Origin of the sequence: Bacillus sp. AF23, assembly GCF_020861455.1 — a bacterium.
In the GTDB taxonomy this organism is placed as follows: domain Bacteria; phylum Bacillota; class Bacilli; order Bacillales; family Bacillaceae; genus Bacillus; species Bacillus halotolerans.
This window is the reverse complement of record NZ_JAJHVY010000027.1, coordinates 211,962-225,623: the sequence shown is the minus strand read 5'-3', so window position 1 is coordinate 225,623 and position 13,662 is coordinate 211,962. Positions and strand designations below refer to the sequence as shown.

Genomic DNA, 13,662 nt, shown 5'->3' with positions numbered 1-13,662 from the left:
AAAGGAGTGGATGAAACATGGCAATTTCATTGGCAAAAGGACAAAAAGTAGATTTAACAAAAACAAATCCGGGTCTTTCAAAGGTTGTTGTCGGTTTAGGCTGGGATACGAATAAGTATGACGGCGGTCATGACTTTGACCTTGACTCAAGTGTATTTCTTTTAGATGCGTCTGGAAAATGCGCAAGTCAAAATGATTTTATTTTCTATAACCAGCTTGAAGGCGGAAACGGTTCAGTTGTTCATTCAGGCGATAACCTGACAGGTCTTGGCGAGGGTGATGACGAGAATGTAAAAGTCAATCTCAGCGCCGTACCTGCGAATATCGACAAAATCTCATTTGTTATCACGATTCACGAAGCGGAAGCGCGCAGCCAAAACTTTGGACAAGTGTCAAACGCGTTTGTACGCATTGTCAATGAAGAAACAAATGAAGAGCTTATTCGTTACGATCTTGCGGAAGATTTCTCTATTGAAACGGCAATTATCGCTGGAGAGCTTTACAGACACAACGGCGAATGGAAATTCTCTGCTATCGGCTCAGGCTACCAAGGCGGTCTTGCCCGCATCGCAACAGACTACGGCTTGCAAGTCGGTTAAGACATATTACGAAGAGCAGAAAGGAGAGAGGCAGTATGGCCATTCAATTAGCAAAAGGACAGCGTGTTGACTTAACGAAAACAAATCCGGGACTCACAAAAGCGGTGATCGGTTTAGGCTGGGATACAAATAAGTACTCAGGCGGACACGATTTTGACCTGGATGCTTCAGCCTTTTTAGTGGATGCGCATGATAACTGTGTGAATGATCTCGATTTCGTCTTCTATAATAACCTTGAGCATCCGAGCGGCGGTGTCATCCATACGGGTGACAACCGCACCGGTGAAGGCGACGGAGATGATGAGCAGATCATCGTTGATTTTTCAAAAATCCCTGCTCACATTGAGAAAATCGGCATCACAGTTACAATTCATGACGCGGAAGCACGCAGCCAAAACTTTGGACAAGTGTCAAACGCGTTTGTACGCGTTGCAGATGAAGAGACTCAAAATGAGCTTCTTCGCTTCGATTTGGGAGAAGATTTCTCCATTGAAACAGCCGTTGTCGTATGTGAGCTGTACAGACACGGAAACGAGTGGAAGTTCAATGCGATCGGCAGCGGTTTTTCCGGCGGCCTTGCTTCATTATGCCGGAACTACGGTTTGCAGGTGTAAGCGAGTGACAAAGAAAGCAGTCACCGTTTTCAATTAATAGGAGGAAAAAACTTGGAATTTTTACATCACATCATGTCTACGTATGCTTCATTTTTCGATTGGAAAATGTGGGGGGAAGTTCTGACTGATCCGGTTTCTTGGGGTCTGATCGGTTCCCTTGTTGTACTGGAAGGCCTTTTATCGGCCGATAACGCGTTAGTTCTTGCGGTTATGGTAAAACATCTTCCGGAAAAACAGCGTAAAAAAGCGTTAACGTATGGTTTATTCGGAGCGTACATTTTCCGATTTATATTCATCGGACTCGGTATGCTTCTCATTAAATTCTGGTGGATCAAAGTGCTTGGCGCGCTTTACCTGGCTTGGCTCGTCATTAAGCACTTCTGGATCGGCGAAAAAGAAGAGGAAGCAGACGGTATTAAGAAAAACTCTTGGATGGTCCGTACATTCGGTATCTTCTGGGCAACTGTTATTTCAGTTGAACTGATGGACCTTGCCTTTTCTGTGGACAGCATCTTGGCCGCGTTTGCGGTATCTGAAAAAGTATGGGTTCTTTTGATCGGCGGTATGCTGGGTATTTTAATGATGCGTACAGTCGCAAAAGTATTCCTTGTGCTGATCGATAAAATCCCTGAGCTTGAAAACACAGCATTCGTGTTAATCGGAATTATCGCGCTGAAAATGGCAGGGAGCGCTTTCCATTATGAAATGCCGCATTCTGTATTCTTCATTATCATTATCGCTGCATTTGCGGTAACATTTATCATTCACTATATCAACAAACAAAAGCAGGTGCGCGAACAAACAGCTGCGTCAAAAGAAGAATAAAACAAAACAAGGAGGGAGTTTCATGTCCTTCCTTTTTTGTTACAGAAAAGAGGGTGACTGGTTTGCGGTATTTCCACTATTTATCAGCGCGTCAAGAAGAGCATGTATTTTATCAAGTGCCGAAACAGGTCACGAAAGAGGCGCCTAAAAAATGGCTTGAACAAGCGCTGGGAGCCCTATTATATATGCCTGCAACCCGCCACGACATAGCCGCTATGATTACTGAACAAAAGTACGAGGATCTAACGTCCGTTGTTTTCTGCTTAGAGGATGCGATTGGGGATCATGAAGTCGAGCAGGCTGAACATAATCTCAACATTCAGCTTGAGCGCATAGAACAGGCGATTCAGCAAAACAAAATAGAACCGGATAATCTTCCGCTCATGTTTGTAAGGGTGCGTTCTCCGAAGCAGCTGCAGGAGCTGGCGGGCCGCTTGAAGCGCTTTCTTCATTTGTTAACCGGTTTTGTGTTTCCGAAATGTTCAGGAGTGAACGCCCGTGACTATGCGGAAACGCTGGAAAACATTTCTCGCGATAGGAGAGCGCCGATTTATGGAATGCCGATTTTAGAAACGCCCGATTTGCTTTCTAAAGAGACGCGGCCGGAGGCTTTCGGAGAGCTGAGTGCGGTTCTGCATCAATATCAGGACTTGATTTTAAATGTGCGAATCGGTGCGACTGATTTGTGCGGGTTATACGGCATCCGGAGAAAGCCGGGGCAAACCATCTATGATATTCGCCTGATTTCCGATTTTATGGCGGATGTCATCAATTATTTCGGCCGGACGTTTGTCGTTTCTGGACCGGTCTGGGAATATTTCCAGACAGCGCAAAAGCCTCACCTTCTGTCAGCGCACCAGCCTTCTGAGCTGAATGAGCAAGTCAAAGGTTTGGTGAAGGAAACAGAGCTTGATATCGCTAACGGGATTCACGGGAAAACGGTCATTCACCCGTCTCAGCTTAAAGCGGTAAACAGCCTGTATGTTGTATCAAAGGAAGACTATATGGATGCGTTAAGCATTATTCATCACGGAAACGGTTCAATCGGTGTGATGAAAAGCCATTTTTCCAACAAAATGAATGAGATGAAGCCCCATATGAAATGGGCTGAGAACATCATAATAAAATCAGAAATCTATGGGGTGTATCATGAAAACCGATCTTTCTCCGATTTGCTCAACGAACAGCAAAACACTTCAAATATTGGACAATATGGCGGTTGATCTGTCGGTCACTGACAATCCGCTTTCTATTCCGGAGCAAGTCTTATTTGAAATGGCGGCGCGTGTAAACAAAAAAAGGGGTTTTTTATTTGTCAGCAAAGTGCTGGGAAAGCATATTCCAGTTCATCCGCTGAAGCCGCTTTTGGCGTCAGGGCTGCTTGCTTTGGAGTACGCTGAACGAAAAACGGGCCGTGAGCTGAAGGAGAAGGCCGACATTCTGAACGGGTTTCTTTCAGGAACGGACAGCGGGCTTCGGGATGCTTATCAAACATTGCAAAAGCAGCGCATGGCACTAGAGGAGGCGCCGCTTGTGATCGGGTTTGCGGAAACGGCGACAGCCCTTGGACACGCGGTTTATGACTGCATTGAGAATGCGTCGTATGTCCATACAACACGTGAACTGATACGGAACAACGAGCCTTCCATTACCTTTGTCGAGGAGCACTCCCATGCGACCGACCAGCTATGCTATGCGGAACCTCATATGATCAACAACGATTGCCCGGTGATTCTCGTGGATGATGAAATCACGACAGGAAAAACCGCACTGCATATCATTCGGGATATACAATCGAAGTTCCCCCGCAAAGAATACGCTGTTTTGTCTTTATTGGATTGGCGCACTGAGGAGCACAAACAAGCTTATGCTGAAGCGGAACGGGAATTAGGGGTTACCATATCAACAACAGCTTTACTGTCTGGGCGCATTTCCTTTAAAGGAGAGCTTTTGTCAGAGTCCTCCTATGATTACAGACCGAAGCCGCAGGAATCAGCAATAAACAGAACAGACATAGACTTGTCCGGCTTCTTTGCATCCTTACCTTATCAGCCGGCCATATTCGCAGACGAGCATTTTTATGTGAAGGAAACAGGGCGGTTTGGCTTAAAGGCGAGTGACAGGCAGGCGGTTCACGAGGCCTGCCGCCTAGCTGCGCAGCATGTGGAACAGTATCGGAAGGGGAGAAGAACGCTTGTGCTTGGAACGGGAGAGCTGATGTACATTCCTATGAAAATCGCAGCGCATCTTCAGGGCTCCATTTCCTATCACTCTACTACCCGCAGCCCGATTCACCCTGTTGTCAAAGCGGGCTATGCTGTGCAAAACGGTTATTCATTTATGAATCCCGAAGATGAGGCGGTTCGCCATTTTATCTATAACCTCCCCGCCGGAGCGTATGACGAGGTCTTTTTCTGTCTTGAAAAGACCGTTTCGGATGAGGCGTTACAGCCAATTTTTCATATATTCAAAGAAAAAGAAGTGCCGCATATCCACATTGTAACCCTTTCACGAAAGGTGTGATCTGAATTGACTGAGATAATTGACCAGATTGGGAGCTATCCGAAGGAGGATGTCACCTTTCTATTAAAAGATTTGTCCGCTGTTTCGATTGAAAAAAGCACGGAAGAACGGGAACGCTCGATCCAAAGCGGCACCCATTACTCAGAGATGCTGCCGATCGAATATAAGCCGACAGATGAATATATGAAACTGTTTTATGCCTCGCTTGAAGATAGTAAACAGAAGGTTGCGTTAGCGGCCGGAGCTGTAGCGGAGCAGCTTTTCGCCAAACACGGTGAGCATATGGTTTTGTGCAGTCTGGCAAGGGCGGGCACGCCGGTCGGTGTATTGATCAAACGGTACATCAAGATGAAGTATCACGTCTCAGTTCCGCACTACAGCATATCGATTATTCGGGACAGGGGAATTGATGAAAACGCCTTGCAGTATATGCTGAAGCATCATCCAGACGGAAAAATCGCCTTTATCGACGGCTGGACAGGCAAAGGCGCTATTACTAAAGAACTGAATCGATCCATCGAACAGTTTAACCAGCGCTGGAATACGAGACTTTCCTCAGAAATTGCGGTGCTTGCCGATCCGGGTGATTGCGCGGACATCTACGGAACGAAGGAGGATTTTCTGATTCCGAGTGCCTGCTTGAACTCTACGGTCTCGGGTCTTGTCAGCCGCACGGTCTTAAATGAAAAATGGATCGGGCCGGATGATTTTCACGGGGCGAAATATTACCGTGAGCTGAGCGAAGAGGATGTTTCTGTATTCTATATTGAAACGATAGCCGAGCAATTTCCGTCTATTTGTAAAGAAGCAGAACGTCTGGCGATTGGCTTGCAGCGCGTACGTATGAAACCGGCTTGGGACGGCTTGGCTTCCATTGAGACGATCCGAAAGCAATTTGGCATCAGCAATACGAACCTGATTAAACCTGGTGTCGGAGAAACGACCCGTGTGCTTCTTCGCAGAGTGCCTTGGAAAATACTGATTCAGCCTGGCGCTGAAGAAACGCTGAAACATATTCTTTTACTGGCAAAGGATCGGGGAGTGCCTGTAGAAGAATACGAGAACATGTCTTACAGCTGCTGCGGGCTGATTCGTCCGGCGGAGAAAAGCCTATGAACGCGTTTGCCAGCGATTTAGACAGAACATTAATTTATTCAAGGCACATGATCGGCACGCCCGATAAGGAAGCCGGGATTGAGCTGATTGAAACATTAAATGGGCGGGAGCTTTCCTATATTTCCTCAGCCGTAAAAGAGCACTTAAATCAGATTCAGAAGGATCACTATTTTATCCCCGTCACCACGCGTACAAACGAACAGTATAAGAGAATCGGATGTTTCCAGCAGGACATTGTGCCGGAATATGCGGTGACAACAAATGGCGGGTGCATCTTAAAAGACGGCGAGCCTCTGAAAGAGTGGGACGAGCTGATGAAAGAGGAGCTGGCGTCGTGTCTGCCGATCGAGGCCATACTGAGGGAAATCGCAGGTCTCTCTTTATCAGAGGCGGTAAAAAGAACCCGAATCGCCCATCACTATTTCGTGTATCTCATTTTACATGAGGAAAAAATACCGTATATCGATATATCCGCTGTGAAAGAGTGGGGCGCCGATAAGGGCTGGCAAGTATCTCTGCAGGGGCGGAAGCTTTACTTTATTCCCAATCCGCTTAATAAGTGGAAAGCAGTTGAATACCTGAAATCCAGGCTCTCTCTTGATGAAATCTATACGGCTGGAGACTCGCTGCTTGATCTTGAACTGATCCGGGAAGCCGATTTTGGCATCGCACCCGCGCACGGAGAGGTATTGAGTCACGATCCGGAACTACGCAAAACAATTGCAAGCGGCATGCTGGCGGGTGAAGAAATCACAGCGTCAGTTTTATCGCAAATATCCAAATTAAAACACGTGTAATATACACAAACAAACCAGAAAGGAGGATATGATGAGACAAGAAGAGCTAATCATTCATAAAGCTGTTCCGGCCGATGGTGATTGGAAAAGCATGCTGTTTCAGCCATTGCCGGAGCGGGATCACTATGAGAATGAACAAGGTCTTGCTTTTTCGAGGCTTGCCGGGCAAATACTGGGCACGCCCATTGATGAGACCGACTACTTTAACGAGCTGTATGAACTTTCTGTAAACGATCATATTTATGTCCTGAGCGAAACACTTGATAAAACAATTGCACCCGAAACCTTTCAGGCGCTTCAGCATATTCATTCCATCAACCAGAAGGAAAAAGGCCTTTCGGTCAGCCGCTTTGTCGCCTTTCTGGACGGGGAACAGCTGATTGCGAAGCATTCCAATTCATTGCTGCACCGCCATTTAAGAAAAGCACTGATGACGCTTTTACATACCTTTGCCGAAAATCATGAGCAGGGGCTGAATCATCCTGATTTTCGCAGAGTGCTTCTTGATGTTTCAAAGTTTTCCTTGAACCACCTGAATCCTTGGCTGGAAAAAGCCGATATAGAGCGGGAGATGCCGAAGGTGGTCTGGTATGGAGACGCGACGAAAAGCCAGCTGTATTTCTTATATTATTTGATGCTTGTCGGCTGTGATGTTCTATTGTTCCATCCGGCGGGAACCGATCAGCTGACGCTCGTTGACCCTAAGCAGGAGCTAAGCTTCACGGAAAAGCTTCCGGATGTTTCAGATCTTCAGCCATTCCCGAAAGAAAAACCTGACCGTAAATCAACGGTGGCGTATCGATCGACAAAGGAAATTGAGCATGTGCTGAATCACGAGGAATCCATGCTGTACAAGCCTTGGCAGTTCAGAGACCACACACCGGTTTCCGTGACGCTGAAAACGACCTATGATGAACTGTTTTTAATTGCGAAAGAACGTGCGTTTATTCGCCCGAATTTCAAAGCCGATAAACATTCGATCGATATTCCGAATGTGTTTGCCAAAATTATGGGTGTGTCGAAGGACAATAAAGAATATTGGAACAGACTTCATACAATGGCGGACTATCCAGAAACGGAGATAATTCGAAGCTTTCCGTTTACAGAAGAAATCAAATCAAACTATCAATTTCATTACAGCCACGCGCTTGATCATGAAGGAAACATCGATCCGGACAAGCTGATCGCAAGCAATGTGTGGCAGTACAAACAGCTTCCGGCAGGCATTCAGACCGCGATCGCCAAAACGATCTCGAGAATGTGCAGACACCCGCGGCTGAAGGCATTGCATCAGGAACAGGTCAAGGATGTTCAGATCTACTTGTTTAAACAAACAACAAACCTTCCCGCTAACCTACTGAAATTGATTCAAATGTTCGACTATGCGCAGACTGTTCCGAAACTGGTGCTGTATCATACGGAAATGAACGGTGAGCTCACACGATCAGACGCCGCAGCCCTGCTGTTTTTAAATGAAATCGGCATTGATATCGTCATTTATAATCCTCCCGGACATCAAGACATTGAGCATTATATTGAAGAGGATCAGTATGATATCCACTGGCTGGACGACATGGTGTTTCAGCAGGACTATAAAGAGCCTTCGCTCGTGAAAAGGCTGTTCAGAACGATTACCCAAAAGTAAGGAGAGAAGAAAAGCATGACAACAGAAAATCAAAATCCGCTTGTTCTCGATAAAAACGAAGAAATTTCTCAGCAAAAGGCAGACGATATCCGCCTGCAGCTCCGCCAGGAACCAGAGGTGCAGCGCCTCGCCCAGCAAATTGACGTGAAAAACCAAATGGAGCTGCTGGAGTATGGAAAGGAGCCGGCTGTTGAAATTTCCAAGTTCTCTGACCGCATCTTAGGAATGATGAAAACAACAAGCGTGACAGACTCAGGCACAATGCTGACTCAGCTTGGAAAAATCATGGACCGCTTTGACAAAAATGATTTTGACGAGCCCAAGGGACTGATGGCCAAAATCTTCAAACGCGGCGGCAGCATGATTGAGAAAATCTTTAAAAAGTACCAGACGCTCGGCGGAGAAATTGAAAAAATCAACGTTGAGATTTCCAAATATAAAGATGAGATGACAAAAACAAACTACACACTCGATGAAATGTATGAAAACAATATCAACTACTACATGGAGCTTGAAAAATACGTTGTTGCCGGTCAAATGAAGCTGGAAGAGATGCAGTCAATCCTACCTTCATATGAAGAAAAAGCGGCAAGCGGAAACCAGCTTGCGCAAATGCAGCTCGATACGCTGCGCAACGGCATTCAGGCGCTTGAGGAACGCGTGTATGATCTTGATATGGCGCGAATGGTGGCGCTTCAAACCGCACCGCAGATCCGACTGCTCCAGCGCGGTAACGCTAAGCTGATCGGGAAAATTAACTCCGCTTTTATCATCACCATTCCGATTTTCAAAAACGGCATTATTCAGGCTGTTACGGTGAAACGTCAAAAGCTTGTGGCTGACTCTATGAGCGAGCTTGACCGCCGGACAAATGAGATGCTGAAACGCAATGCGGAGAACATCTCGAACCAGAGTGTTGAAATTGCCAGAATGGCCGGCAGACCAAGCATTGATATAGAAACGATCGAATCCTCTTGGAACACGATTGTCAGCGGCATGCAGGAAACAAAACAAATCGAAGAAGAAAACAAACGCCTTCGGGAAGAGGGCGCAAGACGAATTGCCCAGCTGCAGGATAATATTAAAAAAGCAGCATTACAGCAATAAAAAGACCCCCGCTTGTGAATCATAAGCGGGGTTTTTGATTGACATCAATTAGGTAATGACAATGTGTAAAGACAGGTGTAAACTTAAACGGTAATCATTTTGCATATCAGAGGTGTTGGCTATGGGAAAACAACAGCCTATATCCCAGCGTAAGCTGCTGGGTGTCGCCGGTTTAGGGTGGCTGTTTGATGCAATGGATGTCGGAATATTATCGTTTATTATCGCCGCGCTCCACGTGGAGTGGAATCTTTCGCCTGAAGAAATGAAATGGATCGGAAGCGTAAATTCCATCGGCATGGCTGTGGGTGCGTTTTTGTTTGGATTGCTGGCTGATCGAATCGGCCGCAAAAAAGTATTTATCATTACTCTTTTATGCTTTTCAATCGGAAGCGGTATATCAGCTTTCGTCACAAGCTTATCGGCATTTCTCATTCTGCGTTTTGTAATTGGGATGGGACTTGGCGGCGAACTGCCTGTCGCTTCAACGCTTGTTTCGGAAGCGGTTGTGCCTGAAAAACGGGGCCGGGTCATTGTGCTTCTCGAAAGCTTTTGGGCTGTGGGCTGGCTGGCAGCGGCGCTTATTTCTTATTTTGTCATTCCAAGCTTCGGCTGGCAGGCGGCTTTGCTTTTAACCGCACTGTCGGCATTTTATGCGCTGTACTTGCGGACAGGATTGCCTGATTCGCCAAAGTACGAATCGCTTTCTATGAAAAAGAAATCGGTGTGGGAGAACGTGAAAAGCGTTTGGGCGAAACAGTATGTACGGCCGACGGTAATGCTGTCGATCGTCTGGTTCTGCGTTGTCTTTTCTTATTATGGGATGTTTTTGTGGCTGCCGAGTGTGATGCTGTTAAAAGGGTTCAGCATGATTCAAAGCTTTGAATATGTTCTGCTGATGACGCTTGCTCAGCTTCCGGGCTATTTTTCGGCTGCGTGGCTGATCGAAAAGGCGGGCCGGAAATGGATACTGGTTATTTATTTGATCGGAACAGCGGGAAGCGCGTATTTCTTCGGAACGGCAGATTCCTTAGGTCTGCTGCTGACGGCTGGAATGCTGTTGTCCTTCTTTAATCTTGGCGCGTGGGGCGTGCTGTATGCCTATACACCGGAGCAATACCCAACATCGATTCGCGCGACAGGTTCAGGAACCACAGCGGCGTTTGGAAGAATCGGCGGCATTTTCGGCCCGCTGCTCGTCGGAACACTCGCCGCCCGCCATATTTCATTTTCAGTGATTTTTTCAATCTTTTGCATTGCCATTTTACTGGCGGTCGCGTGCATTTTGATTATGGGAAAAGAAACGAAACAAACTGAGCTTGAATAACAAAAGCACCTCATCATGAGGTGCTTTTTACATGGAAACCGGCAGCTTGGTGTTTGTTTTTTCTGCTTGTTTGATAAAGGGCCATAGACAGGACAAATAAAATCGCCGTAAACGCCGTGACAGCTCCAAAATGATGCGTGTTTTGATATAAAAATCCGGCAAGGCATGTGCCGACAGTGGTCCCTGCATACATAGCCGCATTGGAAAGAGATGCAATCGTTCCGCGCGCGTTCGGTGAAATGGACTGGAATATCCCCATCATTAACGGAAAAATGATCCCCGCTATAAAGAAAGTCAGAAAAAAGCTGGTTTCTACAATAAATAAGGTAGGGAAGAAAGGAAGGGAAAAATAGAGCCCGCCCATCAGCAGCATGCCGCTCATTAATGTCTTACACGTTCCGAGCTTTGATGCAATTTTGCTTCCTATAAGGCTTCCAAGCATATTTCCCAGCCCCAGTACAAGCATCGCGGCGCCGATTTGGGATACGGTTAGATGATAATCTGCAGAAAGCCAGGTGCCGAGAAAGCTGAACGTGGCGAAATTTCCTGTTTGAAAGAGAAAATAAGCAAGCAGGATCATCGATGTTTTTGGCAGTGAAAACAGCTCACGATAAGGGCTGACTATAGATGAACGGTGTGCTGCCGCTTCTGCAGGACGAATATCTGGCATGGCCGCCGCCAAAATGAACAGGAGAACCAGCGAGCCTGCTGACAGAACGAAAAAGGGCGTGTGCCAAGTGAAGGAAGCCAAAAATCCGCCGATCGGAAGCCCGAGCATTTGTGAAGCCGCTAATCCTGCTGTTGCAATCCCCATGCTTTTTAACACTTTTGAGGCATGGACGATGACAGGGATGGATGCCCAAATTTGAGGCGTCACAAACGCGGCGCTGACACCGGCGGCAAAACGGAATGCACACATGGCGGCAAAGGAGGGAGCGATGCCGCATAAAAACGTGGAAAGGATAAAGCCCGCAAGCCCCGACAGCATCACTGTTTTCCGATTAAAGCGGTCAGAGATCGGACCGGCTGCCAAAGCAAACAGCGCATAACCGAGCGCATAAGCACTGACCATCCAGCCTGACAAATCAGTGGAGACATGGAATTGGTCCTGCAAAAGCGGGAGAAGCGGTGAGAGCAAAAAGGTATCTGTGCCGATGACAAACATTACACTGAAAAAAAGCCAAATAAGTTTCAATTTTAACACTCCTATAGTTTTATGATTTTAAAACTATGAAACAGATATGTATATAGAAAACCCTTTTTAGAGGGTCTCCAGAAAGCCAGGCAGGTATGTTTGAAAGGTGTCTTCACGCAGCCTGACATATTTTGTCCGTGAATCTTTTCGCGTTGCAGTCAATCCCGCTTCACGCAGCGTTTTGAAATGATAAGATGCTGTGGTTTTGACGATATTGCATTTTTCACCTACTTCACCGCAGCTGAGTTCTTTTCCGCTGTAATAAAGCGTACGAATAATTGCAAGCCTGGATTCGTCAGACAATGCTTTGAATATGTGAGCTCTGATATGGTCTTCTGATTGTTTCATAGTCATGAAACTATAATACATTACATAGAGATGAAAAAGCAACTTATTTTTCCAGTAAAGGAGCTTGAAGTCATAAGAGGAAGAAGGATTTTTGGTTCAATAAAAGCGTTTTCAATTTAAAAAAGGCTTAATTTTACCTGTAAAATACAATAATAAAGGAGGATTACCGAGTATTTAGAAGCATAAATAAGGTCTTGGGGTCACAGGGATGTTTATCATGAAATGGTACAGAATAAAAGAGAATATGCGGTTTGTGTGTGTTGTTACATAAATGGTACGGTAATAAAGATTGCTTAATATGGAGGGAAAATATGAGTGTAGATGAGAAACCGATTAAGATAAAAGTCGAGAAAGTCTCTAAGATTTTTGGGAAACAAACCAAGAAAGCAGTTCAAATGCTTGCCGACGGAAAAAATAAAAAAGAGATCCTGAAAGCAACCGGATCAACCGTTGGGGTTAACCAAGCAGATTTTGATGTATATGATGGTGAGATATTTGTCATCATGGGTCTATCAGGGAGCGGTAAATCAACTTTAGTACGGCTGTTAAACCGGCTTATTGAACCGACTGCCGGAAAAATTTACATTGATGGTGACATGATAACAAATATGTCTAAAGACCAGCTCCGGGAAGTCCGCCGGAAAAAAATCAGTATGGTCTTCCAAAAGTTCGCTCTGTTCCCGCACAGAACGATACTTGAAAACACAGAATACGGACTGGAGCTTCAAGGTGTAGACAAACAGGAGCGCCAGCAAAAAGCGCTTGAGTCGCTTAAACTTGTCGGACTTGAAGGATTTGAACACCAATACCCTGACCAGCTTTCGGGCGGAATGCAGCAGCGTGTCGGCCTTGCCCGCGCTTTGACGAATAATCCGGACATCCTTCTGATGGACGAAGCATTCAGTGCGCTTGATCCATTAATCCGTAAAGATATGCAGGATGAACTTCTGGATCTGCATGATAATGTCGGAAAAACGATTATTTTTATTACGCACGACCTGGACGAAGCGCTTCGCATCGGCGACAGAATCGCTCTGATGAAGGACGGAAATATCGTTCAGATCGGCACGCCGGAAGAAATCCTCATGAATCCGTCCAACGAATATGTTGAGAAATTCGTTGAGGACGTTGATTTGTCTAAAGTATTAACTGCCGGCCACATTATGAAACGCGCTGAAACGGTGCGGATTGATAAAGGGCCTCGCGTTGCGTTAACACTGATGAAAAACCTAGGGATTTCATCTATTTATGCAGTCGATAAACAGAAACAATTGTTAGGTGTCATTTACGCAGCTGATGCGAAAAAAGCAGCCGAGTCTGATTTATCCCTTCAGGATATCTTGAATACGGAATTTACGACTGTACCAGAGAATACGTATCTGACTGAGATTTTTGACGTTGTGTCTGACGCGAATATTCCAATTGCGGTTGTAGATGAAAAGCAAAGAATGAAAGGGATTGTCGTAAGAGGCGCGCTGATTGGCGCACTTGCGGGCAATAACGATTATATCAATGTTGAGGGCACTGCTGAGCAAACACAAGATCCTTCTGTACGGGAGGTGAAGTAAA

The 13,662-nt window shown here is 45.9% G+C and carries 13 protein-coding genes; 11 read left to right on the top strand and 2 right to left on the bottom strand.

The features are described 5' to 3' along the window. Positions 1-17 precede the first annotated feature (17 nt). The 10 genes from LNN34_RS14795 to niaP all read left to right on the top strand — a co-directional run bounded on the left by LNN34_RS14795 (position 18) and on the right by niaP (position 10,550). A complete protein-coding gene (locus LNN34_RS14795) occupies positions 18-599 on the top strand; it encodes a TerD family protein (protein ID WP_010332926.1) in 582 nt (193 codons plus the stop codon). Between the two features lie 35 nt (positions 600-634). Then, positions 635-1,213 (top strand): TerD family protein, encoded by a 579-nt coding sequence (locus tag LNN34_RS14790; RefSeq protein ID WP_010332927.1) that lies wholly within the window; start codon positions 635-637, stop codon positions 1,211-1,213. Between the two features lie 51 nt (positions 1,214-1,264). After that, the gene (locus tag LNN34_RS14785) at positions 1,265-2,038 is read left to right on the top strand and encodes a TerC family protein (RefSeq protein ID WP_024120125.1); all 774 of its coding nucleotides are present in this window, start codon (positions 1,265-1,267) and stop codon (positions 2,036-2,038) included. Positions 2,039-2,100: 62 nt separating this feature from the next. Further along, positions 2,101-3,261 (top strand): HpcH/HpaI aldolase/citrate lyase family protein, encoded by a 1,161-nt coding sequence (locus LNN34_RS14780; RefSeq protein WP_229043751.1) that lies wholly within the window; start codon positions 2,101-2,103, stop codon positions 3,259-3,261. Further along, entirely contained in the window at positions 3,251-4,561 is a 1,311-nt protein-coding gene (locus tag LNN34_RS14775) for a phosphoribosyltransferase family protein (protein WP_229043750.1), read from the top strand. Before LNN34_RS14780 ends, LNN34_RS14775 begins: the two co-directional genes overlap by 11 nt. 6 nt (positions 4,562-4,567) lie before the next feature. Further along, positions 4,568-5,677: a cysteine protease StiP family protein gene (locus LNN34_RS14770; RefSeq protein WP_229043717.1), complete on the top strand. Its 1,110-nt coding sequence runs from the start codon at positions 4,568-4,570 to the stop codon at positions 5,675-5,677. Continuing rightward, positions 5,674-6,474, top strand: coding sequence for an HAD family hydrolase (locus LNN34_RS14765; RefSeq protein WP_213418274.1), 801 nt, complete (start codon positions 5,674-5,676; stop codon positions 6,472-6,474). The genes LNN34_RS14770 and LNN34_RS14765 overlap by 4 nt, the downstream gene beginning before the upstream one ends. A 31-nt stretch (positions 6,475-6,505) precedes the next feature. Beyond that, positions 6,506-8,119 (top strand): YceG family protein, encoded by a 1,614-nt coding sequence (locus LNN34_RS14760; protein ID WP_103672196.1) that lies wholly within the window; start codon positions 6,506-6,508, stop codon positions 8,117-8,119. Between the two features lie 15 nt (positions 8,120-8,134). Continuing rightward, entirely contained in the window at positions 8,135-9,226 is a 1,092-nt protein-coding gene (locus tag LNN34_RS14755) for a toxic anion resistance protein (protein ID WP_010332934.1), read from the top strand. A 121-nt stretch (positions 9,227-9,347) separates the two neighbouring features. Next, a complete protein-coding gene (gene niaP / locus LNN34_RS14750) occupies positions 9,348-10,550 on the top strand; it encodes a niacin permease NiaP (protein WP_106021227.1) in 1,203 nt (400 codons plus the stop codon). 13 nt (positions 10,551-10,563) lie between these two features. Here niaP and LNN34_RS14745 read toward each other — a convergent pair whose 3' ends face one another. Continuing rightward, the gene (locus LNN34_RS14745) at positions 10,564-11,745 is read right to left on the bottom strand and encodes an MFS transporter (protein WP_229043716.1); all 1,182 of its coding nucleotides are present in this window, start codon (positions 11,743-11,745) and stop codon (positions 10,564-10,566) included. Positions 11,746-11,811: 66 nt separating this feature from the next. Beyond that, on the bottom strand, positions 11,812-12,114 hold the full coding sequence (locus tag LNN34_RS14740; protein WP_081638228.1) for an ArsR/SmtB family transcription factor: 303 nt from the start codon (positions 12,112-12,114) through the stop codon (positions 11,812-11,814). Between the two features lie 290 nt (positions 12,115-12,404). Here LNN34_RS14740 and opuAA point away from each other — a divergent pair, with 290 nt between their 5' ends. Then, complete coding sequence (gene opuAA / locus LNN34_RS14735; RefSeq protein WP_024120134.1) at positions 12,405-13,661, top strand: glycine/proline betaine ABC transporter ATP-binding protein OpuAA; 1,257 nt, start codon at positions 12,405-12,407, stop codon at positions 13,659-13,661. Position 13,662 lies beyond the last annotated feature (1 nt).